The sequence below is a fragment of the Pseudarthrobacter sp. AL07 genome, assembly GCF_029960665.1.
GTDB lineage: Bacteria > Actinomycetota > Actinomycetes > Actinomycetales > Micrococcaceae > Arthrobacter.
In genome coordinates, this window is sequence record NZ_JASBRB010000023.1 from 1 (window position 1) to 22,756 (window position 22,756).

Annotated in this window: 22 protein-coding genes; 20 read left to right on the forward strand and 2 right to left on the reverse strand. The window is 63.5% G+C overall.

All coding sequences use genetic code 11. The annotated features are described in order from the left end of the window. A partial coding sequence (locus QK290_RS14685) for a hypothetical protein (protein ID WP_282331374.1) occupies nucleotides 1–656 on the reverse strand: 656 nt, incomplete at its 3' end. Between the two features lie 176 nt (nucleotides 657–832). On the opposite strand from QK290_RS14685, the gene QK290_RS14690 reads away from it, so the two are divergent. Beyond that, the gene (locus tag QK290_RS14690) at nucleotides 833–1,069 is read left to right on the forward strand and encodes a substrate-binding domain-containing protein (protein WP_282331415.1); all 237 of its coding nucleotides are present in this window, start codon (nucleotides 833–835) and stop codon (nucleotides 1,067–1,069) included. Here QK290_RS14690 and QK290_RS14695 read toward each other — a convergent pair. After that, nucleotides 1,062–1,274, reverse strand: coding sequence for a hypothetical protein (locus tag QK290_RS14695; protein WP_282331375.1), 213 nt, complete (start codon nucleotides 1,272–1,274; stop codon nucleotides 1,062–1,064). The two genes, QK290_RS14690 and QK290_RS14695, sit on opposite strands and share 8 nt — an antisense overlap. Before the next feature lie 150 nt (nucleotides 1,275–1,424). Here QK290_RS14695 and QK290_RS14700 point away from each other — a divergent pair, with 150 nt between their 5' ends. From QK290_RS14700 to QK290_RS14790, 19 genes are all read left to right on the forward strand, one after another. Continuing rightward, entirely contained in the window at nucleotides 1,425–2,765 is a 1,341-nt protein-coding gene (locus QK290_RS14700; protein WP_282331376.1) for an MFS transporter, read from the forward strand. A gap of 398 nt (nucleotides 2,766–3,163) precedes the next feature. Continuing rightward, complete coding sequence (locus tag QK290_RS14705) at nucleotides 3,164–3,712, forward strand: GntR family transcriptional regulator (RefSeq protein WP_282331377.1); 549 nt, start codon at nucleotides 3,164–3,166, stop codon at nucleotides 3,710–3,712. Nucleotides 3,713–4,115: 403 nt separating this feature from the next. Then, nucleotides 4,116–5,642: a hypothetical protein gene (locus tag QK290_RS14710; protein WP_282331378.1), complete on the forward strand. Its 1,527-nt coding sequence runs from the start codon at nucleotides 4,116–4,118 to the stop codon at nucleotides 5,640–5,642. Then, nucleotides 5,642–6,838, forward strand: coding sequence for an amidohydrolase family protein (locus QK290_RS14715; RefSeq protein ID WP_282331379.1), 1,197 nt, complete (start codon nucleotides 5,642–5,644; stop codon nucleotides 6,836–6,838). Before QK290_RS14710 ends, QK290_RS14715 begins: the two co-directional genes overlap by 1 nt. Before the next feature lie 43 nt (nucleotides 6,839–6,881). Continuing rightward, nucleotides 6,882–7,868, forward strand: a complete 987-nt coding sequence (locus QK290_RS14720; protein WP_282331380.1) for an ornithine cyclodeaminase family protein — start codon at nucleotides 6,882–6,884, stop codon at nucleotides 7,866–7,868. Between the two features lie 560 nt (nucleotides 7,869–8,428). Further along, nucleotides 8,429–8,842, forward strand: coding sequence for a nuclear transport factor 2 family protein (locus tag QK290_RS14725; protein ID WP_282331381.1), 414 nt, complete (start codon nucleotides 8,429–8,431; stop codon nucleotides 8,840–8,842). A 231-nt stretch (nucleotides 8,843–9,073) separates the two neighbouring features. After that, on the forward strand, nucleotides 9,074–10,525 hold the full coding sequence (locus QK290_RS14730; RefSeq protein ID WP_282331382.1) for an FAD-binding oxidoreductase: 1,452 nt from the start codon (nucleotides 9,074–9,076) through the stop codon (nucleotides 10,523–10,525). Further along, entirely contained in the window at nucleotides 10,420–11,859 is a 1,440-nt protein-coding gene (locus QK290_RS14735) for an FAD-linked oxidase C-terminal domain-containing protein (RefSeq protein ID WP_282331416.1), read from the forward strand. The genes QK290_RS14730 and QK290_RS14735 overlap by 106 nt, the downstream gene beginning before the upstream one ends. 25 nt (nucleotides 11,860–11,884) lie before the next feature. After that, entirely contained in the window at nucleotides 11,885–12,565 is a 681-nt protein-coding gene (locus QK290_RS14740; RefSeq protein ID WP_282331383.1) for a GntR family transcriptional regulator, read from the forward strand. A 97-nt stretch (nucleotides 12,566–12,662) separates the two neighbouring features. Continuing rightward, nucleotides 12,663–13,436, forward strand: a complete 774-nt coding sequence (locus tag QK290_RS14745; protein WP_282331384.1) for an SDR family oxidoreductase — start codon at nucleotides 12,663–12,665, stop codon at nucleotides 13,434–13,436. Next, nucleotides 13,429–14,067, forward strand: coding sequence for a carboxymuconolactone decarboxylase family protein (locus tag QK290_RS14750; protein ID WP_282331385.1), 639 nt, complete (start codon nucleotides 13,429–13,431; stop codon nucleotides 14,065–14,067). The genes QK290_RS14745 and QK290_RS14750 overlap by 8 nt, the downstream gene beginning before the upstream one ends. Before the next feature lie 61 nt (nucleotides 14,068–14,128). Then, complete coding sequence (locus QK290_RS14755; RefSeq protein ID WP_282331386.1) at nucleotides 14,129–15,139, forward strand: TAXI family TRAP transporter solute-binding subunit; 1,011 nt, start codon at nucleotides 14,129–14,131, stop codon at nucleotides 15,137–15,139. 6 nt (nucleotides 15,140–15,145) lie between these two features. After that, entirely contained in the window at nucleotides 15,146–15,661 is a 516-nt protein-coding gene (locus QK290_RS14760; protein WP_282331387.1) for a hypothetical protein, read from the forward strand. After that, on the forward strand, nucleotides 15,658–17,745 hold the full coding sequence (locus tag QK290_RS14765) for a TRAP transporter fused permease subunit (RefSeq protein ID WP_282331388.1): 2,088 nt from the start codon (nucleotides 15,658–15,660) through the stop codon (nucleotides 17,743–17,745). The genes QK290_RS14760 and QK290_RS14765 overlap by 4 nt, the downstream gene beginning before the upstream one ends. Further along, nucleotides 17,742–18,647, forward strand: a complete 906-nt coding sequence (locus QK290_RS14770) for a dihydrodipicolinate synthase family protein (protein WP_282331389.1) — start codon at nucleotides 17,742–17,744, stop codon at nucleotides 18,645–18,647. Before QK290_RS14765 ends, QK290_RS14770 begins: the two co-directional genes overlap by 4 nt. Beyond that, nucleotides 18,647–19,420: an SDR family oxidoreductase gene (locus QK290_RS14775; RefSeq protein ID WP_282331390.1), complete on the forward strand. Its 774-nt coding sequence runs from the start codon at nucleotides 18,647–18,649 to the stop codon at nucleotides 19,418–19,420. The genes QK290_RS14770 and QK290_RS14775 overlap by 1 nt, the downstream gene beginning before the upstream one ends. A gap of 16 nt (nucleotides 19,421–19,436) precedes the next feature. Beyond that, a complete protein-coding gene (locus QK290_RS14780) occupies nucleotides 19,437–20,333 on the forward strand; it encodes a fumarylacetoacetate hydrolase family protein (protein WP_282331391.1) in 897 nt (298 codons plus the stop codon). 36 nt (nucleotides 20,334–20,369) lie between these two features. After that, nucleotides 20,370–21,584, forward strand: coding sequence for a CoA transferase (locus tag QK290_RS14785; RefSeq protein ID WP_282331392.1), 1,215 nt, complete (start codon nucleotides 20,370–20,372; stop codon nucleotides 21,582–21,584). 4 nt (nucleotides 21,585–21,588) lie between these two features. Continuing rightward, nucleotides 21,589–22,749, forward strand: a complete 1,161-nt coding sequence (locus tag QK290_RS14790; protein ID WP_282331393.1) for an acyl-CoA dehydrogenase family protein — start codon at nucleotides 21,589–21,591, stop codon at nucleotides 22,747–22,749. The last annotated feature ends 7 nt before the right edge of the window (nucleotides 22,750–22,756 follow it).

The window sequence follows — 22,756 nt, forward strand, 5'->3', positions numbered from 1 at the left end:
CGGCCTCGGAAGTCACGCGCGCCAACCCCGGCTACACCCTGCATTCGGAAGAGCCTGATTGCGTCCTGCTGGTCAACGAGGCACGTATTCGGGGGTAAGGCCCGAAGGTGGGGTTCGAGGTGGCTCTGGATTCCCCGGACCAGGACATCTGCAGCGACGATCCCGACCATTTCGTCCTCCACGAAAACGGCTTTGCTGAAGGTGACGATGTTTTCGTTGCTCCCGTTGGCATCAAGGTACGCATGGCTGATGTGGACGGTTCGGTCGCCGTAGTCCTCAGGGCGCCACGTTGCGGTACCGCCCTCATATAAGTCCCAGTCGATCACGAGCCGCTGAAGTGACTGAGGTCCGCTCGGGGCATGGCACCACGCCACGCCCGCAGGGCCGAATGAGGTGTCAGGCAGGAAGCCGGCACCGTACAAGAGCGGGACGGCCCCTTCGAGGGTCCGCCGCGACGCGTCGTAGATGGCGTCCAGGTCAGAGCTGTCCCCCTGCCGTTTAGAGCCGAGCTGAACGCGCACCGCGTCTTCAATCGCACGGATTGAGGAGGTGGCGGTATCGGCCAGCAGTTCGGCGAAGGATTCGATCAACGCTACTTCGCGTTCTTCCTTGGCGGGGTCAGGAAAAGATTCTTCGCGTGATGCATCGACGCTCATTCGCAAATCGAGTACCCGGTTCATATCCGAACGGACATGCTCCTCGGCCAGAGCCCGGGCAAGCATCCCGTCTCCGGACCGAATCGCCTCCACGATAGACGCATGTTCTGCTGCCGCGTTGCCGTATCCGGCAGGGGCTGCCCAAATCAGCGGCCCGACCTCACCCTCCGGGGGTCATCTCGGCACTGAAAGACAGGAAAGTGGACATCCCTGATCAAGTGGCGGTTGTTACTTGTGAGGCTGTCCAGCTGACACAACATCTTCAACCAGGCCTCACCACTGCCGGAGTCGCCATCGACGCCCAGTGCGAGGTCATGGCCGGTATGCTGATCGACGAAATCGAGGGCAGATCACTGAGCCGGCCGGACTTGCTCCGGCACCTGAACGTGAGGGAGTCCTCCTCTGCTAATTAAGCAGGCGTTCCCGCGTCAGGCCGTAGGGGACTTCGTCGCTAAGTACCACGGTGCACAAGTTCGGCCTGTGACGGGTGACCATAATGCCTTTGGTGCCGTCCACGACGGCGCGGGCTATGGCGATGCGTTCGGCTTCGGCGATGTGATGGTCCATAGCCGCTTTGCTCTCCGCTGTGATGGTCATGATCAATTCAGACGCTGCCATTGCTGTCTTCCTTTGAGTCGGATCGAAGGTATACCAGAGGCTACCTTTGACGGCCGTTGCACCTCTTTCTCCAACCAGGTTTCTCCAACTTGGATGGATCGCTAAACAGTAGACTACACTTTGGTATACCAAAGCGTCTAGGAGGATCCGATGTTGCACCAAGCGGAAAATGTATCAGCAGGCTCCCGTCGGATGATGATGTTCCGGAATTGGTGGCTACTCATCGCCATCACGCTCGTTGCCTTCAACCTTCGGCCAGCAATCACATCGGTGGCAGCAGTTTTAGAAGAACTCAAATCTGTACTGGGCTTGGACCCGCGGGCAGTTCCCCTTCTCGTGGCGCTTCCGGTACTGGCTTTCGGACTTTCTGCTCCTTGTGGACCGTGGCTCGCCCGCCGCGTCGGCCCTGCGCGTGCCATTGCAATCGCAATGCTCGCTCTCGCCGCCGCTTTGAGCGCGCGTGTTCTAGGTCCCATTGTCATGCTCCCCGGCACCTTTCTGGCCGGCGTGGCCATCATGGCAGCGAGCGTCCTGGTGCCCCAGGTGCTAAAGGCGAACCGCGGCACAGCGTGGTCAACCGGACTGTGGACGATGGGCATCGGTCTCGGTGCGGCGTTGGGGGCAGGACTGACACAGCCTCTGCAGTACATGTTTGGAGGCAGCGTGACGTGGGCCCTTGCCGTCTGGGCAATACCTGCTTTGGTGGGTGCTCTTCTGATCCAATGGCATGGCGAGCCCGGCCCTTTACCAAAGGGCGCGGGTGGCCTGTCGCCGTTGACCCTGGCAGAGTCCGAAGATCCTCAGGATGCCGGAGCCGTTCCACGGAATAACTGCATCGACATTTTGGCGCCTCAGCCGTTGCGGAAGCAGTCGACTGCCTGGGCTGTGACTGCTTTTTTTGGCCTGCAAGCCATGCTCTATTTCTCGCTCACATCGTGCTTGGCTGCTTTTCTCATCTTCAAGGGCATGACACCGTTCGCAGCCGCTGCATTTCTGGGGTGGTTCAACGTGGCCGGGCTGCCCGCTGGTCTGTTGGCCCCTGTGTTGGCTGGCCGCCGCAATCTCCTGGTATTCATGTCCTCCGGGTTAGGCATTCTGATGGCCGCAGTCCTGTTGATTATGCTTGCAGCACCTGCGCAGCTGCAGTTCGTTCTTGTGGGTCTCTTGGGCGTCGCCCAGGGCGCGGGATTCGGAGTTGCGATGACACTGATCGTTATTCGCTCGGCCGGGCCTCTGACTGCAGGGAAATTATCGGCCATGAGCCAGGGAATCGGGTTCGCCTTGGCTGCTCTGGGTCCCATAGGTGCCGCACTGCTTCTCGAATGGACTCAACGCTGGGAAGCCCCCATTTGGGCGCTGGCTGGGGAAGCAATACTTCTTGCTGTAGCCGGACACTTTGCTGTAAAAGGACGCCTCACCTCCGTGGAGGTGAGCGAGGAAATGCTCCCAAGGCCAGGTCGGGCTTCTTCGGTACGAAGCGGCCTTGGTTAGTAAGGTGGCCCTTCCCCCTGTTCATCGACTCGTCAGCACGCCCGGACATGGCGCAGATTGAACCGCAATGATCGACGGAACCCGATCGAGCTCCCACCGATGCAAGCGGTCCCAGGCCATGATGTGTCCGCTAAGAGGCGATGCAGGATGCCCGGATCCGGATTGTCCACCGACGCTTCCTGCCCCTATGCATCGTGGGATGCTTGATCGTCGGCGTCCAGCGGCCCCGGCGATGCTTGCGAAGGGGGTTGGCCGTGGCTGAAACGAGGCCTGAGGTTCCGAATGGAGAAGAGGCCCGCGCTGAGCTCGTTTATCAGTTAGTGCTGGAAGGTATCGTAACTGGCACCTTTGAACAAGGCATGCGCCTGCGGGAACGCGAACTATCGGAGAAGTAGCAGGTGTCCCGGATACCGGTGCGGGAGGCTATCCAGCGGCTGGAGCAAGACGGATTCGTTGCCACCTTTCCGCGGCGCGGCGCGGTGGTGCGGCGCCTGACTCTGGCTGATGTCAACGATCTTTTCGACGTCCGGCTTTGTCTTGAGACCTTCGCGGCGAAAGCGGCAGCCATGCGGGTTGCCGCCGACGTCTCTGCCGGGCGCTTACCTGAGCTCCGCTTACCTGAGCTCCTTGCGGCCTCGCGTTTGGCGATTGAAGAGGTCCGACCGCAGCAGATCTTGCTGCTCAGCAGTGAAATACATTCGGAAATCGTCCGGCTTTCAGGTAACCGCCTTCTGATGGATTCCATGAAGCCGCTTCTTGGACGGATGCGCTGGATCTTCGGACTGGCGCAGAACCGGAGCAATGAGCTGCAACACGAAGAGCACGCGGCCCTGTGCAGCGCAATCGCCGAAGGCCGCCCAGACCTCGCCTACGCGCTTGCCTACGCACACATTGAGCAGAGCCGCGAGCCGGTGCTTGCCCAGCTCCGCGAGACGATCGACCCTTAGGCCATTCCCACGGCAACTGGCTCCTTACAAGGGAATAGCAACTGGCTCTGGCCCGGATGGTATACCAGAACTATTGTTGACTCCACTGAGAACGGACTCAAACAACAGGCGGTTCAACACTGGCGTCTCGTTTAGTTTGGGGCTTCCGCTCATAGTCCAACCGTCCGAATTTAGGAGTAATCGTGATCGGAAGTCGCTGGTCCTTGGCCGTGGCGATGGGAATCCCCGCGCTGGCAATACTTGTCGGAGTCCCACTAGTCAGTAACAACCCGAATACCATCCTTGGTATACCAATGGTCTTTGCTTGGTTGTTTGCCTGGCTACCTCTGACGTCCCTGTGTTTCTGGGTCTCATGGCGCTACTTGGAACGCGCCGCATACGGTCGCTTGGAAGGAGAAACGGAATGATTGCGGTTGTTTTTTTCAGTATCATCGCTCTTTCGATCGGCGTGGCCTTGGCAGCGCGACGCGGCGTTACAACCCGCGGACCCTTGGGTACGTTGATTGCAGGCCGCTCTCTGCCCGGCTGGCTGATCTTTTTCCTTGCAGTAGGCGAGATATACAGCGTCGGAACGATGCTCGGTTTCCCCGGCGGTATCTACGCGAAGGGAGCCTCATACGGAGTCTGGTTCATTGGATACATTCTCTTAGGCTATGTCTTCGGGTACTTCCTGGCACCTCTGGTCTGGCGTGCCGGCAAGGTATACAACGCGGTAACGGTGCCGGACGTCATGTACGGCCATTACAAGAACCGGCCCCTCGAAAAGCTGGCCGCGTTCACGTTCGTTCTGGCTCTAATTCCCTGGGCTGTGTTCCAGTTCGTTGGGCTGCAAACAGTTCTTAGCGGTCTCGGACTGCCGTTGAGCCGCCTCGGCATCATCGTCGGGTCAGCTGTGATCGCCTTCCTGTACGTAGCCATCTCCGGGATGCGCTCGACTGCTTTCGTCGCCATCGTCAAGGACCTGTTTATGTTCTTGGGAATAACCCTTGCCGGGATTGTCGCCGTAATTGCGGCCAAGGGGGTGCCCGGGATCTTTGAAGGGGTCGCCACGAGGCCGGACATGACCACGGTTACTGGCGGGGCTCTTATCTTTGCAATGTCGACCATATTCGTACAATCGATTCAGTTTTACCTGACCTTTCCCGCGCAGTTCCTCTTCGCGGCAAAATCCGAAAGTTCCATCAAGAAGTCCGTTATTTGGATGCCCTTGTACATGCTTATGTACCCGCTGTTGGTATTCGCGGCGTACTACGGCATTAGCCACGCCCCGAACCTGTCGAAGCCGGACGGTGTCTTCCTGGCGGTCACCCGGGATCTCGCCCCCGAATGGATTGTCGGCTTGGTAGCCGCCGGCGCCGGGTTGTCTGCCCTGATTGTTCTTGCAGGGAACTCATTGATGTTTGGTGGAGTCCTCACCCGGAACCTCGTCCCGACACTCTCTAAATCCAAGTCTTCCCACAGTGTGAAACTGGTCATGGGACTTTTCCTGGTCTTCACAGCCACGCTGTCTACTTTCACTTCCTCAATCATGCTCACCTTCTTGAATCTGGCCCTGGCTTTGACGGCCCAGCTCGTCCCCGCATGGTTTGGTGTCATGTTCTTTAGGAAGTTCAAGGCCCCCGCCCTGTCTGCGGGCATCGTGGTCGGTTGTGCCCTCGTGACGTTCTTCTACTTTACAAAGCTTGTGCCCGGCAACATCAACACCGGACTCATTTCGCTGGCGGCTAATCTATCGGTTGTCATCCTCCTCAGCCTGGTGTTCAAGGGGGGCACGTCCGAACACCTGCCGGTTGCCATGCGGGCGAAAGACATCCTCGGCAAAGACGCTGAGAGTCTGAAACCTGTCCACGAAGGTGGCGACGAGGTCCCTGTTTCAACCGCCGGGGTCACTGTTTCAAGTGCCGGCAGAGCCGTCAATAAGGAGGCCTGATGCAGCCAAACACCAGCCTTCTTCTCCAGAACGTCCGTCGCCCATCAGACGCCGGGCCGGTTGACATACAGGTCTCGGATGGACACATTGTGGCAGTCGGGAGGCTGCATCCCGGACAAACCCAGGGAGAAGAAATCGACTGCAAGGGCGCGCTCCTGCTGCCCGGGCTCGTGGACAGCCATTGCCATATCGATAAGACGCTCTGGAGCGGCCCGTGGATTCCGCACACCGCAGGTCCAAGTGTCGCCGAGCGTATAGCGGATGAAAGGCTCCGCCGCCTCGATGTTGGCTATCCGTCTCTGGACCGCATCACGGCACTGTTGGAGCAAATGTCCGCGTGCGGAACGACAAGCATCCGAACGCATACGGATGTTGACCCGGAAGTCGGGCTCAGCGGAATAGAAGCTGTGCAGAAGGCGGCATTGTCCCTTAAGGAACGCATCGACGTTCAGCAGGTCGCCTTCCCACAGCAGGGGGTCGTAACGCGCCCGGGAACAGCATCGTTATTGAAAGATGCCCTTGATATGGGAGCTACGGCCATCGGCGGCGTCGATCCGGCCGGCTTTGACGGCGACCCCAACGGCCAACTGGACGCCATTTTCAACATCGCCAGCAACTCCGGGTGTGACATCGATATCCACCTTCACGACCCAGGGGAACTCGGCGTCTGGCAGGTACTACAGATCATTCAGCGGGCCAAGGGAATGGGTATGGAGGGCAGGGTCACGATCAGCCACGCATTCTGCCTTGCTGATATGCCCGCCCCTGTGCAATCCAAAGTATTTGATGGCCTGGCTGAAGCGCGCATTTCATTGACGACCGCAGCCGTCTTCAGCCGCCCGGTGCTGCCGCTGAAATTACTTGCTGAGCACGGAATAAACGTCGGATGCGGAAATGACGGCATTCGGGACCTGTGGTCTCCCTACGGGAACGGCGACATGCTCGAACGTGCCATGTTCGTCGCCTATCGCGGAGATCTTCGCCGTGATCAGGACATTGAGGCGGCCTTGGACACGGCCACATATAACGGCGCGAAGATCCTGGGGCTCGAAAAGTATGGTTTGGACGTCGGATGCAAGGCGGACCTTGTTGTGGTCCCGGCCCGCAACGTTGCTGAAGCTGTGGTGAGCCGTCCTCCGCGGAACTTGGTTGTCAAGAACGGCCAGATTGTCATGAACCGGGGGTTCGGCGATTGAAGACTTGGAAAGTATTTTCGCCCACCGACGAAAGGACATATAAATGACCCTTATTCTCACAGCGTCCGAGCTCCACACGCTAGCCGACATGCCCAGAACCATCAAAGCGGTAGAAAGTGCCTTTGCGGACGTATCAGCAGGCTTAGCGCATCAGCCGGCACCGGCTTCCCTTCGCCTTCCCTCATCCGGGGGCCGGTTCATTCCGATGTCGGCTTTATCTGAAGCCGACGGACTTGCATCAGTGAAGTTGCTCGCCGACATTCCTGGGAATTCCGATCGTGGGTTGCCGACGCAGCGGTCAACAATCGTACTCGTTTCCCGGTCCACGGGGGAGACACTGGCGATCCTTGACGGCCGCGTTCCCACTCGAGTCCGCACAGCTGCAGCCAGCGCCGTTGCCAGCAAAGTGCTGGCGCGGTCTGACAGTTCGGTCCTCGGGCTCGTGGGAGCGGGCGCCTTGGCAGTCGCGCACGTCCACGCCATGCTTGCCGTTCTTCCTATAAAAACAGTCGTGGTATGGTCTCGCACAGCTGAAACCATCGACGCGTTCAAGCGTCAGATCGCCGACCTCGAGCTGACGGTGGTGGTCGCAGCTTCTGTGCAGGATGTTGTGGAATCGGCCGATGTTCTGTGCACCCTCACTCCGGCTACGGAGCCGGTGGTTTTCGGCAAATGGTTCAAGCCTGGCCTGCACGTCAACGCGGTAGGAGCCCGTCCCCGCCCAGAAGATCGTGAAATAGATTCTGCTGGGATGGTTCGTTCCCGAGTATTTGTGGACAGCTTGCCGACAGCGACGACGAAGTCGGGTGACCTGATGATTCCTGTAAGTGAAGGGGTCATGAGCGTCGACGATGTGAGGGGTGAGCTCGGTGACGTTATCACGGGGAAAGTGCTGGGCCGGACCTCGAGGGATGACATCACGCTCTTCAACTCGGTGGGCATCGGAGTGCTGGACTTGGCCATCGGCCGAATTCTTTACGACAGCGCCGTGGAGCAATCAATGGGACTTGAGCTGGACCTGAGTCTCTGACTTTGGCGGGCCGGCTGCACGGTCCGACTGCCCCCGCATTCCTTCAGTCCTCATCGAAGACGGTGTCCCCCGGGTACGACGTGAAGTCTCACGTCGTACCCGGGGGTCCTGGCGTCCCTCTTCGGTTGCCCTTGGCAAGGTCCATGATGGATCGCCTCCGATGGTGGCTATCGCTGCGCAGCGCTCGATCAGCCGGTCCTTGTGCAGCCGGTGGAGATGATGGGACGGTGAGCAGGTCCTGAGTTCTTTCAGCCGCCGGGCTCGATCGCGGCCCGGGGTCATATCGAGCTCCGGCGATAGGGCGGGGAAACCAGAGTCACCTGTTCAGGGTAGGACGTTGCTTGTCCGGATCAGGATGCCGTGGCGTTGTGTGACGTTGGCGTGGCTTCGCAGTCGATGTGCCTTGGCGAAGAGTTACGTGGCTGTTTGGGGGCATCCGGGACAACATCTCGGCCGGCGTTCGGTTACTCGAGAACGAGATCCTGGAGGCGGCGCGGGCATCTTTGATGAGTCAAGGCGAGTTGTTGCCAAACTGGCGCCGGAGCTTCAGCATTGAGTGCATGGGCAACGATCCGGTGGCAGTGGCGCAACGGTGGGTCAGGGCCTTGTCGTTACACGACTTGGAAGCAGCGGCGGACTGTTTCGACAGCGACTACACTGACGAAGCTCCGGCGCGCCGCGGGGAATCCGTCCAAGGCCAAGACGCTGTGCGGCAAAATTTCGAGAAACTGCTCAGGGACCTGCCTGACCTCACGGCGAAGATTGTCCGGACGGTGTCGGACGGCGACGAGGTGTGGATGGAGTGGGGCCTGCAGGGAACCCGCGGGGACGGGACGGTCATGGAGTTCGTCGGGGTCAACATCTTCCAAGTCTCGGCGGGCAGGTTCCGCGCCGGCCGGATCTATACGGAAGTTGTGCGCGACGCTGGTGGCATTGAGGCGCAGATTGACCGTATGACCAAGGGGACGTCGTAGGCCCGTCCTCCCGGACGGATTCTCCGCCTCTGCGGACGTCAGCCGACCGCAGCTTGCATATGAGGGGCTATGCCGAGCGAAGCCGGTGCAGAAATGGTCACCCAAGCCCGCCGCCACGGGGCAGCATTTCGCCCCGGTGTCCGACACAGCGCGCGCCAACACGGTCACAGTGCTGACGGAGGCCGCACGAAGGAACAGCACCATATCGGCCCAATGAGGAGCATTTCCGCCGTGACCCTGAATACACCGATCCCGCAACAACCCAAGCACCCGATCGTCGCCGAGCTGCGCACAGTGCTCGAAGGCACCGTGGACGACTCCTCGCTGGCGCGCGTGCAATACGCCACCGATGCCTCCAACTACCGGGTGGTTCCCGAAATCGTGGTGCTGCCCAAGACCCGCCGGGACGTCGAGGAGGCAGTGGCAATCGCACGGAAACACCGCATGCCTGTGACCGTGCGCGGCGGCGGCACCTCCTGCGCCGGGAACGCGATCGGCCCGGGCATGGTCCTGGACGTTTCCCGTCACATGAACCGCATCCTTGCCATCAACCCCGAGGCGGCCACTGCGGTGGTGGAACCCGGGGTGGTGCTTAGTGACCTCCAGAAGGCGGCCGCCTCGTTTGGGCTGCGGTTCGGTCCGGACCCTTCGACAGCCATGCGCTGCACTCTCGGGGGCATGATCGGAAACAATGCCTGTGGACCGCACGGGCTCTCCTACGGGCGCGCCGCGGACAACGTTGTATCAATGACCTGGCTGACAGGTTCGGGTGACATCGTCACCGCAGGCTCCGGCCCGCACGCCTTGGAAGCCGGGCCGGGGCTGGCAGTCTTCGTGGCGGAAAACATGGCCGTCCTGAGGACCGAATTCGGGCGATTCAGTCGACAGATCTCGGGATACTCCCTGGAGCACCTTCTCCCCGAGAAGGGCCACAACCTCGCGGCTGCCCTGACCGGCACAGAAGGAAGCTGCGGGGTGATCCTGGAGGCAGAACTCAGGCTCGTTCCGATGGTGGTTGCCCCTGCCCTGGCTGTGCTTGGCTACGCGGACATGGCCACCGCGGCCGACGATGTTCCGGCGCTGCTTCCCTTTCGCCCGCTGGCACTGGAAGGGCTGGACGCGAAGCTCGTCGACGTCGTGCGGCGGGCGCACGGCCCGGCCAGCGTCCCGGCGCTTCCCGCAGGAGGCGGCTGGCTGATGGCCGAGATTGGCGGAGCCACGGCCGAAGAGGCCATGGCGTCAGCCGAACTTCTGGTCTCCGCCTCCAGTGCTGATGCTGCCGTCGTGCTGCCGGCCGGCCCGGAAGCCACCCGCCTCTGGCAGATCCGGGCGGACGGGGCCGGACTGGCCGGCCGGACCGCTTCAGGTCAGCAGGCATGGCCGGGATGGGAAGACTCTGCCGTGCCTCCGGAGAGGCTGGGCAGCTACCTGCGCGGCCTGGAACAACTGATGGATGAGGAAGGGCTTCCCGGCCTGGCTTACGGTCACTTCGGTGACGGGTGCGTGCACGTCCGCCTCGACTTCCCACTGGACAGCGACGGGGTGCTCATGCGCCGCTTCCTCTCTGCGCCGCGGCCCTGGCAGTCGCGCACGGGAGATCGCTCTCGGGTGAGCACGGCGACGGCAGGGCGCGCTCCGAACTGCTCCCCACCATGTACAGCCCCGCAGCGCTTCGGGCCATGAGCGATTTCAAGGCTCTTTTTGACCCGGAGGACATGTTCAACCCCGGAGTCGTAGTCCGGCCGTCGCCCCTCGACGCTGACCTGCGCCGACCCCAGGCCCTGTCCCTGCGCGCCAGTGAGGAGAAAGACTCTACCCGCGGCCGGGCCCGGGTACTCCAGGAGATGCTGAACGGCGGTGTGGTGACTCTAGGCTGGTCCTCACCGGAAGTGCATGACGCGCTCGACCTCTGCCTCAGCTGCAAAGCCTGCGCCAGCGACTGCCCCACCGGCATCGACATGGCCATGTTCAAGTCCGAAACCCTGCACCAGACCTACAAGGGACGAATACGTCCGCTGAGCCACTACACGCTGGGGCGCCTTCCCCAGTGGCTGCGCCTCTCGGCCACGGCGGCACCCCTGGTCAACCTCGCCGGACGCCTGCCGGTTCTGCGCAAGACCATCATGGCGCTCATGGGGGCCGACCTCCGCCGGTCCCTTCCGCCGCTGCCCCGTGCTCCGTTCAGACGAACGCAAGAAGGCCGGAACCGCAGCCATGGCCGGAAAGGGGGACACAAAGTCCTGCTTTGGGTCGATTCGTTCTCCGACGCGCTGGCGCCCGAGGTGGCGCGCGACGCCGTCGAAGTTCTCGTGGCCGCAGGCTGCGATGTCGAGCTTGCCGGCCCCGGTGCATGCTGCGGAGTGACTCTCATCTCCACCGGCCAGCTGACGGCCGCGAAAGCGAAGCTCCGCGCAACGGTAGACCTCCTTCTGCCGCACGTCCGGGACGGCCGGACGGTAGTTGGTCTCGAGCCCAGCTGCACCGCGACGCTGCGCTCGGACCTGGTGGAACTCCTGGCCGACGATCCCCGCGCCGCGGAAGTGTCAGCTGCCGTGAGAACTGTCGCTGAACTCCTGGCCGGGATCGGGTGGACTCCACCGCTCGCCGGGGAAAAGCTCCTCGTTCAGCCGCACTGCCACCACTATGCCGTCATGGGTTACGCGGCCGATGAAGCCCTGTTGACAGCCATGGGATGTGACGTCGAAACGTCAGCCGGCTGCTGCGGACTGGCTGGCAACTTCGGCATGGAAAAAGGGCACTACGAGGTGTCCGAGAAAATCGCCCGCAGGGGGATTCTCGCCAAGGCAGAGGCCCTTCCCGATCACGGCATCATGGCCGACGGCTTCTCCTGCCGCACCCAGGTTCGCGACCTGGCCGGGTTGGAGAGCCGGCACCTGGTCCAGGTCATGGCGGACGCCCTACGCGCGGAGCGGCGACAGGCTTCGGACCACGGCGGGGGTGCGACCGGCGGGAACGAGGACGGCGGCGGAAGCCAGCCAGCTAGGATTCAGGTGTGAAAGCAGATGCGTTTGCGGTGGCGGGATGAGCGAGAACGCCGCGAAAGAATTTAAGCGCCCTCCCACCGCTCAAGCTTTCGTCCTTGCCGAGCTGCGGCGCGCAATCATCGCGGGGGACTTCCTGCCGGGCGAGCCGCTCCGTCAAAACACGCTCGCCGAGCGGTTCGGCGTCAGCAGGGTACCCGTCCGCGAAGCATTCAAGGTCCTCGAAAGCGAGGGCCAGGTGGTCTACGAGCCGCACCGCGGGCACAAAGTAGCCAGCCTGTCACTCACGGACCTCCTGGAGGTCTACCGGCTCAGGCAATTGCTGGAATCGGAGGCGGCCCGGGTTGCCGTTGAAAACCGGAGCGGCACCGTACTCGCTTCGATGAGAGCCTCGGCCAGCGATGTTGAGGTGGCCAGTGCGGCGGGTGATCTGCTGAAGATGACCGAAGCGAACAGGCGTTTCCACTTCGAATTGTTGGCGGCGGCCAAAATGCCGCGCTTGGAGCGCATAGTCCGGGTCCTGTGGGACGCAACGGAGGCATACCGGTTCGTTTACTACGGGTCAGAACACAATCGGTCCACAGTAGAACGCGAACACGCCGGTATCGTCCAGGCCTATGCGGACGGGGACGTCGGGTTGCTCGTCGCCCTGATGGACGAGCACCGAGAGCATGCCGTGGATGCCCTCCGCACCTTCTTGGATTCCCCGAGCCGCCCATAACGTAACAATTGTGTGACGCTGCTTACATATGGGGGTGATATTGGATACATTATCCAAATGGCCTCTCTCGTAACCGCATTGATGCGGACTTCAACCCATGAGTGACCAGACCGCCCGCTCGAATGTGGCCTCCGTGAACGACTGGCTCGGGTTGAATGGCGCCCGCGTCCTGGTGGCCGGCGCCGGCGGAATCGGGAGTGCCTGCATTGGGGAGTTCGTGGCAGCCGGGGCGAGCGTACTCGCGGTTGACCGCGACGAGTCCCGGCTGGCTGCCCTTGGTCCGGGCGTGGCCACCAAACGGGTTGACCTCACGTCCACGGAGGGCTGTGAGGATGCCGTTGCGTCGGCCCAGGAACAGCTCGGCGGACTGGACATCCTGGTGCACTCCATTGGCGTCAACCATCGAGTGCCGATTCTCGAAACCGCGGATGAGGACTGGAACCGCATCCTCGAGCTCAACCTCACCAGCGCCTTCCGGCTCGGCCGCGCAGCGGGCCGCGTCATGGTCGAGGCCGGCTTCGGGCGCCAGATCTACTGCTCGTCGGTCTCCAGCCTCCTGGCGCACCCCGACCACGGCCCCTACGCAGCCAGTAAGGGCGGCATCAACCAGCTGGTCCGGGTCATGGCCCGCGAGTGGGCCGGCCACGGAGTAACGGTAAACGCCATCGCCCCCGGCTACGTGGACACTGAACTTACCAGAACGCACCTGGATCGCCCCGGGGTACGCGAACACTACACCTCAATGGTCCCCGCCGGCCGGCTCGGGACGGTGGATGACCTCACCGGTCCTGTGCTCTACCTGTCTTCCCGGCAGGCGGCGTTTGTCACCGGTCATGTCCTGTACGTGGACGGGGGCAGGACCCTTGTGTGAATCGAACCACCGTGGAGCCGGATCCGACGCTTCCAGGCTGGGTGGCCGCTTCCCGCTCCTCATGCCGCATGAACTCTCGAACCAGCAGCGCGATCTGTACGGGGTCATCGCCGGCCCGCCGAGGGGAAACGGGCCGTTTTCCATTGTCGACGAAAACGGACGCCTCAGCGGCCCCTTCAACGCGCTGCTGTACTCGCCCGCGATCGGAAACGCGGTACAGGCTCTGGGCGCCGTCCTGCGCTTTGGCGGCTCGCTGCCGGCCCGCACCCGGGAGCTGGTGATCTGTGCCGTCGCCGCAGAGCTGGAGTCCGCCTACGAGTGGTACGCGCACAGCCTGGTCGCCACGACCGTTGGCATCAACGGCACCGAGCTGAAGCAGCTGCACGAAGGCGATGTCCCGGACACCTTGTCTGCGGACGAAAGCGCGGCGCTGGGTTTGACGCGTTCCCTGTTGCGAGGCACCGCCGTTGACGAGGACGTGCATGCTGCCGCCCTGGAACACTTCGGACACGGTGGCATTACGGAGCTTTCGGTACTGGTGGGCTATTACCGCCTGCTGGCAGGCATCCTCGCTGCCGGAGATGTTCCCGTTCCGGCAGCCGCCGGAGAACACCTACACCAGGCCACTTGACCGTCAAGCCTATTGACGCCCACCCAGCCAACAGCATGATCAAAAACAGGGAGATACAACCATGATTGCTATGAACATCACTGCCCGGAGGCGCATGCAGCGCCTGTGCGCAGCAGCTGTCCTTGTACCGGCAGTTTTCCTTTCCGCATGCGGCAGCCCCGCTCCCAGCAGCGGCGGCGGGGGCACAGCCGGGCAGGGAGGCATGTTGTCCATCGCCACCGGCGGCACCGGTGGGGTCTACTATCCGCTGGGCGGCGGCTTCGCCACTGTGATCCGGGACAAGGTCAAGGGTTATGACGCTACGGTGCAGGAAACGAACGCTTCCGTGGACAACATGCTGCTGATCGAGAACGGGTCCGCGCAGCTCGCCTTCTCAGTGGGCGACGTGGTGTCCGATGCCGTCAAGGGCGAGGGCAAATTCGCGGGAAAGCCCCAGGAAGTCTGCTCCCTTGGCAACATCTACAACAACTTCATGCAGGCCGTCACCGTAAACGACAAGGGAATCCAGAACGTCAAGGACATGGCGGGCAAAGTCATCTCGGTCGGCGCGCCCAGCTCCGCCACCGAGGTAGCGGCGCTGCGAATCCTCGAGGCCGCCGGAATTGACCCGAAATCGGGCATCCAGCGCCGCCAGCTCGGCGCGGCGGAAACCGTCGCTGCGCTGCGCGACGGAACGATCGACGCCGGATTCTGGTCCGGAGGTCTGCCCACCGGCGCGCTGATCGACCTGGCCGGCGACGGCGACATGAAGCTGCTTTCAATCGGGGAGTACGCCAAACCCCTTGCGGAGAAATACGGCGCCTACTACGTGGGGCAGGACATCCCGGCCAACACCTACGAAGGGCAGAACGAGGCCGTCCCGGCGATCGCTTCACCGAACATCCTGGTCGCCAGCAAGAAAATGGACAAGAAGCTCCAGCAGGACATCACCACCGCACTCTTTGACAACAAAGAGGCCTTGATCAAGGTCCACCCCGCAGCCGGCGAGATGGACAAGGCCACCGCCGGGAAGGTTCCGTTCGTGGAGGCCTGCCCAGGTTCGAAGGCGTACTTCGACAAGTCCGGAAGCTAGCACCTCATGCGAAAGCCAGCCGCCGCCGTCGTCGGTCTCGTTTGCCTCGGAATGCTGGGAGCAGGCGGGATTGCCGTGGCCGGCTCGCCATTGGAACCCCACCGTCCCCGCGCCGTCGTGATCAGCAACGACGGCGGCATGCTGGCCAGTATTCCCCTTGCCGGGGACACGTTCGCAGTGAGCTACCGCAACTCCATCTACGGCACCGTCGCTGAAGAGCGTTACACCGTCCAGGACGACGGGAGCTACCGCCTGGTGCAGCTGGCCGCCGACCAGCTGGCGGTGCTCGAAGAGTACTACGCCGTCCCCGGGCCGCCGTCCGCAGCCGGGGACGGCGACCGCAGGGAATGGGTGGCGGACCCAGATCCGGGGCACCCTGCGGAGTTTGGCCGGCTGTCGCTGGCAGCAACTGATCTGGGCCGCCGCACCGTGTACGTTCCGGGCGCTCCGCCGCTTGAACTATGGAAGTTAGTCGAAGACAGCGACCCGTTCGTTGTGCTATCCCTCAAGGAGACCCCATGACCGAGAACCCCAACGGCAACGGCGCCGTTCAGGCACGCACGTCGCCTGAGCCCCCGGGGGGCACCAGACGGAGGACCGCGGATGACGGTGTCACCGCCGACCCCAGGGACAAGGATGCGGTGATTGATGAAGAGGCGCTGATCGCGGAGTTTGAGGCGGAGAAACCTGCCCGCCACCTGGACGGGAAACCCGGCATCGCGGTGAAGGCCATCGGTGTGGCGCTGTCCCTGTTTGCGCTGTATTGGGTCTTCAACCCCATGCCCACCCAGTTCTACCTGCCCGCATTCCTGATGGTCGGGCTGCCCATGACGTTTCTGGTCTACCGCGGGTGGGGCCGCTCGGCTGCCGCCAAGGCGTCCGGACGTTCTGACAACCCCCACATACTTGACTGGCTGCTCGCTGCAATTTCCGTAGTTCCGTTTGCCTACATCATCTCGGACTGGGACAGCTTCTTCCGCCGTGCGATCACGCCGACCTACCTTGACCTGATCATGGGCGTGATCGCGATCCTGGTCACCCTGGAGGCATCCCGCCGAACGGTGGGTATCCTCGTTCCGCTGGTCGTGGTCGGCTTCTTCGCGTATGCGGCGTTCGGTTCCTTCGTCCCTGCCCCCTTCAACACGTCCTCCTTCAACTGGATCCGCCTTGTTGGCCACAACGTCATGGGGACGCAAGGCCTGTTCGGGGTTCCCACCGACGTCGCGGCGTCGTACATCATTCTTTTCACCATCTACGGCGCCGTCCTGGGCGCCTCGGGCGCCACCAAATTCTTCATAGACCTCTCTTTCTCTGCCTTCGGACAGTCAAAGTCGGGTCCTGGCCGGACCGTGACCCTCGCGGGTTTCCTGCTGGGCACCGTGTCGGGTTCCGGCGTCGCCACCACTGTGACCCTGGGCGGCATCTCCTGGCCGCTGCTGCGCAAGGCCGGCTACCCGAAGGAACACGGCGGCGCCATCCTGGCCGCTGCCGGTATCGGCGCCATCATGTCCCCGCCAACGCTCGGTGCCGCAGCCTTCATCATCGCCGCGTTGCTTGGCGTCTCGTACCTGCAGGTGCTCATCTGGGCCACCATTCCCACGGTCCTCTACTATTTCGGCATCATCCTCGCCATCGAAATGGACGCCCGGCGCTTCAAGACCAAGGCGGTGGATTTCGACGTCAAGCCGGCCGGCAAGCTGCTGCTGCGGTTCGGGTACCACTTCAGTTCCCTCCTTGCGATCGTGGTGTTCATGGCCATGGGCATGACCCCGTTCCGGGCCGTAGTGTTCGCCACCGGTCTCGCCTTCGTGCTCAGCTTCCTGGACCGCCAATCCTGGCTGACGCCCAAGCGGATCTGGGACGCGCTCGCCACGGGCGCCATGGGCGCCCTGTCCGTGATCCCCGTCATGGCGGCCGCCGGCCTGATCGTGGGAATCATGACCCTCACCGGACTGGGTCTGAAGTTGGCGAACATCATCGTGGACTTTGCCGGCGGCAACCTGCTCCTGACAGCAATCTTCTCCGCCATCTCCGTCACCCTCCTGGGACTTGCCGTGCCGGTAACGGCAAGCTTCATCATCTCGTGGGTGATCATCGGACCCGCCCTGCAGGATGTCGGCGTTCCCGCTTTCGCGGCTGCGATGTTCATCTTCTACTACTCGGTCCTCAGCGAGGTGTCACCGCCCACCGCACTGTCCCCGTTCGCGGCGTCGGCCATCACCGGCGGCAGACCGATCAAGACGATGTGGCTGACCTGGCGGTACACATTGTCGGCGTTCCTGGTCCCGTTCATCTTTGTGCTGTCCGACGACGGTGTGGGGCTGCTGCTGCAGGGCAGTCCAGGATCGATTGCGCTGGCATTCACCGTCTCACTGCTGGCGGTGGCCTCCCTTGCCGTGGCAACCGGGGCCTGGCTCTTCGGCCCGGCCCGCTGGCCCGAACGGGTCCTGCTGGGCGTCGGGTCACTGCCGATGCTGGTCATGGAGCCGCTCTACATCGGCATCGGGGCAGCCATCATTGCCGTGGGCGTCCTGGTACACATCATGGGGCTCCGCAGACACCGCACAGACATTGCCCGTGACCGAAAGGAGGCCCCATCACTATGACGACACCGATTCCGCACCTTGCCCCCGGCCTCTGGGGAGTTCTGGCCACACCGTTCAGCGGAACGGATTTTGCCGTAGACACCGACTCCCTGCGCCGCGAAGTGCAGCTTTACACTGCGCTGCCGGCTACCGGGATGGTGGTGCTTGGCGTCTTCGGCGAGGGGGCATCCCTCGATGCCCAGGAGCAGGCCCTGATTGTGCGCACCGTTGCCGAGGAGGGCAAGGGCACCCCCCTGGTGGTGGGCCTCTCAGCCCGGTCAACGGCAGTGGCACTGGAGCAAGCCCGTACCGCGGTTATGGCGGCGGGCAGCAACCTTGCGGCACTTATGGTGCAGGCCAACAGCTCCGATCCAGAGGTGCTCGCGGCCCACCTGACCGCCGTGCACCGCGCCACCGGCGCGGGAATCGTGCTGCAGGACTACCCCGTGGCATCCGGGGTCAACATCAGCGCAGCGCAGATCCTCGCGGTCCTCGCGCAGTGCCCGTTCATCGTGGCCGTCAAGTCGGAGGCGCCGCCGACGGCCTCCGCCATCGCGCGGCTGACGGGTGCCACGTCCGTGCCCGTATACGGCGGACTCGGGGGAGTGGGGCTGCTGGATGAGCTGGCCGCCGGCGCGGCCGGCGCCATGACCGGATTCTCGCATCCCGAAGGACTTCAGGCCGCCCTGAGCGCATGGGCCGACGGCGGCTTCCGCGCCGCCCGCGAGGCTTTCGCTCCGTGGCTGCCCTTGGTGAACTTCGAGGCCCAGCCCGGCGTAGGGCTGGCCCTGCGCAAGGAGGTGCTGCGCCGCCGCGGCATCATCGCTGAATCCATCGTGAGGCCGCCCGCTCCGAAACTGCCGCCGGCGCTGGCGGACCTCGTCGGTGCCCACCTCGAAGCCGTTCGGGTGGTGATGGCCTGATGGAGACTGGTTTGAAGGGAAAGAACGTCCTGGTTCCGGGCGCAAGTTCGGGGATAGGCCTCGCCATTGCCAGGGCGTTGGCCGAGGAAGGCGCCAACGTGGTGCTGGCGGCGCGGCGCGAGGATCTGGTGCGGGCGGAAGCTGCGCGCCTGGGTTCCGCCGTCGGCATCGGCATTGACCTCACGGAGGACGGCGCCCCTTCGGCGCTGGTGAAAGCCGCGGAGGAGGCCTTCGGCCCGATCGACGTGCTCATCCTCAACGGCGGCGGACCGCCGCCCGGCGGCGCCGCGGATATATCCGCCGAACAGTCCCTCGACGCCGTGCACCAACTGCTGCTGCAGCACATCCGGCTCACCGCACTCGTGCTTCCGGGCATGCGGGAGCGCCGGTGGGGGCGCGTGGTGGCAGTGGGCTCCAGCGGCGTGCAGCAGCCGCTGCCCAACCTGGCGTTATCCAACATCGGGAGGGCCGGGCTGGCCGGTTACCTGAAGACGCTGGCGGCGGAGGTCGCCAGGGATGGCGTGACCGTCAACACGGTGCTTCCCGGCCGCATCGACACCGACCGGGTCGGCTCACTGGACGCAGCGGCGGCTAAACGCACCGGCCGCTCGCCGGGGGAGACGAGGGCGGACTCGGAAGCTTCGATCCCTGCCGGCCGGTACGGCAAGCCCGAAGAATTCGCCGCCGTCGTGGCCTTCCTCGCGAGCGGGCCTGCCTCCTACGTGACCGGGGAACAGATCCGCTGCGACGGCGGACTGGTCCGTTCCTACTAACCGAAAGAACCATTCCATGACTTCCCGAGTCCTTCATCTCTGCGCGATTCGCGACGAGTCCACCACCGATGCGGCCGCCCCCGGGCAGGCCCGCGAAGAGGCGGCCGTCGTCCACCCGCGGCGCGGAGCCGCGCTGGTCCGCGACCTGCTCCCGGGCTTTACCGGCGATATTCTCGACGTCCTGACCGGAGACCTGCTCGGGGACCTGGAAACGGCCGCAGCCAACGCAGAGGACGCCGTCTTCAGCGATCCGGAGCACCTCACCTACGGCGCCCCGTACCGCCACCCCCGCATGCTGTGGGGAATAGGCCTGAACTACGTCGAGCACGCCTCCGACCTCACCGAGGCCGTGCCCGACGAGCCTGCCTCGTTTATCAAGGGTGACCATACGGTCATTGGCCCGGACGAGAACATCCCGATCCCGGAGCAGAGCCAGCGCACCACCACCGAGGCGGAGATCGCCGTCGTGATCGGTCGATACTGCCGCAATGTCGAGCCGGAGGATGCCCTGTCCTATCTCGCCGGCGTCGTACCGGTCCTGGACCAGACCGCGGAGGACATCCTGCAACGCAATCCGCGGTTCCTCACCCGTTCCAAGAACTTTCCGGGATTTTTCTCCTTCGGCCCCCGGATCGTGCCCCTCGCCGAGGTGGAGGAGGCCGCCGGCTCCCTGGCCGAGGTCAGGGTGTCCACCGTGGTCAACGGCGAGGTGCGCCGCAGCAATACGGTGTCGCACATGCGCTACGACCCGGCCTACCTGATCAGTTTCCACAGCAAGGTCATGCCGCTCTTCCCCGGTGACATCATCTCCACGGGAACACCCGGAGCAGTGCACATCGAGCCGGGGGACCTCGCTGAATGCCGCGTGACGGGGCTTGGAACCCTCAGCAATCCCGTGACCGCCTCCAACTGAGCCTGCCGAACCACAACCGAAGGAGGCTGACGCTCGTTGAGCAGCACCCCATCTTTCCCTCACGGCCCTCCCGCCGCCGCACCCTTGGACGGAATCAAGGTGGCGGATTTCTCCCGGGTCCTCGCCGGACCCTTTGCAACCATGATGCTCGCTGACTTCGGCGCCGATGTGATCAAGGTGGAGAGCCCTGGCGGCGACGACACCAGAGCCTGGGTGCCCCCCGTGGACGAACACGGCGCGGGCACATACTTCTCCAGCGTCAACCGGAACAAGCGCTCGGTCGTGTGCGACCTGCGCACCGAGGAAGGGCTCGCGCAGGCGCGGGACATAGCGCTGGCCGCCGACGTCGTCGTTGAGAACTTCCGGCCGGGCGTCATGCGGCGCTTCGGACTGGACTATGAAACCCTCCGGGCGGAGCGCCCGGACCTGGTCTACTGCTCCATCACCGGATTCGGAAGCAAGGGCGGGGCGCACCTGCCTGGATATGACCTTCTGGTCCAGGCCGTGGGCGGACTCATGAGCGTCACCGGATCCCCGGAGTCGGAACCCAGCAAGGTGGGCGTGGCGCTGGTGGACGTGGTGACCGGCCAAAACGCGGTGGTAGGCATCCTTACCGCGCTGCGGAGCCGGGACCAGACCGGCAGGGGACAGCTGATCAACGTCAACCTGTTGTCCTCGCTCCTTGCCGGGCTCGTCAACCAGGCCTCCAGCACCCTGGCTACGGGCGAATCCCCGCAGCGAATGGGCAACGCTCATCCCAGCATCGCGCCGTACGAGACGCTGCGCACCGCGGACGGGCCCCTCGCCCTGGCGGTGGGAACGGACAAACAATTTGCCGCCCTGGCACGGGTGCTGGGCATTCCCGAACTGTCGGACGACAGCAGGTTCCGCGGGAACGTGGACAGGGTGGCCCACCGGGACGCGCTGAAGGCGCTGATTGAGGAGCAGCTTCAAAAAAAACCGGCAGTGGAGTGGTCGGGCCTGCTCAGCGAAGCGGGCGTACCCGCCGGCAAGGTCAACTCCATCGTCGAAGCGATCCAGCTGGCCGCCGATCTGGGGCTGGATCCCGTAGTCGAGATTGCGGACGAGTCCAGCCCCCGAACCTCCCGACAGGTAGCCAACCCCATCCAGCTCTCGGAAACCCCCGCCACGTACCGGCGGCTGCCGCCGCTGCTCGGCGAACACAGCGGAGCGACGTTCCCGGCGCGTACCCACCGGGCAGCCTCCCAAACCCATCCCACCGGAAAGTAGAACCATGACTGACACTTCAGACCTCATCGGCATCGACACGCTGCTCACGCCGGAGGAAGTCACCGTGCGGGAGAAGGTCCGCGGATTCGTGGACTCGGTCATCAAACCGAATATTGCTGACTGGTATGAGCGCGCGGAGTTCCCGCTGGAGATAGTCCCGCAGATGGCTGAACTCGGCCTGCTCGGCATGCACATCAAGGGCTACGGGTGCCCCGGCCGGACCTCGGTGGAGTATGGCCTAGCCGCCCTGGAGCTGGAGGCCGGCGACTCCGGGCTGCGGACCTTTGTCAGCGTCCAGGGTTCACTGGCCATGAGCGCCATAGCCAAGCACGGATCGGAAGAGCAGAAGCACGAGTGGCTTCCGCGCATGGCCGCCGGAACCGCCATCGGCTGCTTCGGCCTCACCGAACCCTCCGCCGGGTCCGACCCCGGAAACATGCTGACCTTCGCAAAAAGCGACGGGGACGACTGGATCCTCAACGGCACCAAGCGCTGGATCGGGCTGGCCTCGGTGGCGCAGGTGGCCATCATCTGGGCCATGACGGACGACGGCGTTCGCGGTTTCGTCGTCCCCACCGACACCCCCGGGTTCAAGGCCACCCCCATCCAGCAGAAACTGTCCATGCGTGCGTCCATTCAGTGCGATATCGAACTGACGGACATCCGGTTGCCGGCGAGTGCCATGCTGCCCAAAGCCAAGGGCCTCCGCGGCCCGTTTGAGTGCCTCAACGAGGCCCGCTACGGCATCATCTGGGGCGCCATGGGGGCGGCACGTGACAGCTACCTCACTGCCCGGGACTACTCGCAGCAGCGCATGCAGTTCGGCAAGCCGCTCGCCGGTTACCAGCTGACCCAGGAGAAACTTGTCAACATGGCATTGGAGATCAACAAGGGAACGCTCCTGGCTTTGCAGTTGGGCCGGCTGAAGGACGCCGGAGTCCTCCAGCCGCACCAAATCTCCGTGGGCAAGCTGAATAACTGCCGCGAAGCGATCAAGATCTGCCGCGATGCCCGGGCCATGCTTGGCGGCAACGGCATCACGCTGGACTATTCCCCGCTGCGCCACGCCAACAACCTCGAGAGCGTGCGCACCTATGAGGGAACGGACGAGGTGCACACGCTGATATTGGGCAACCACATCACCGGGATTCCGGCCTTCCGCTGAGGAGGCG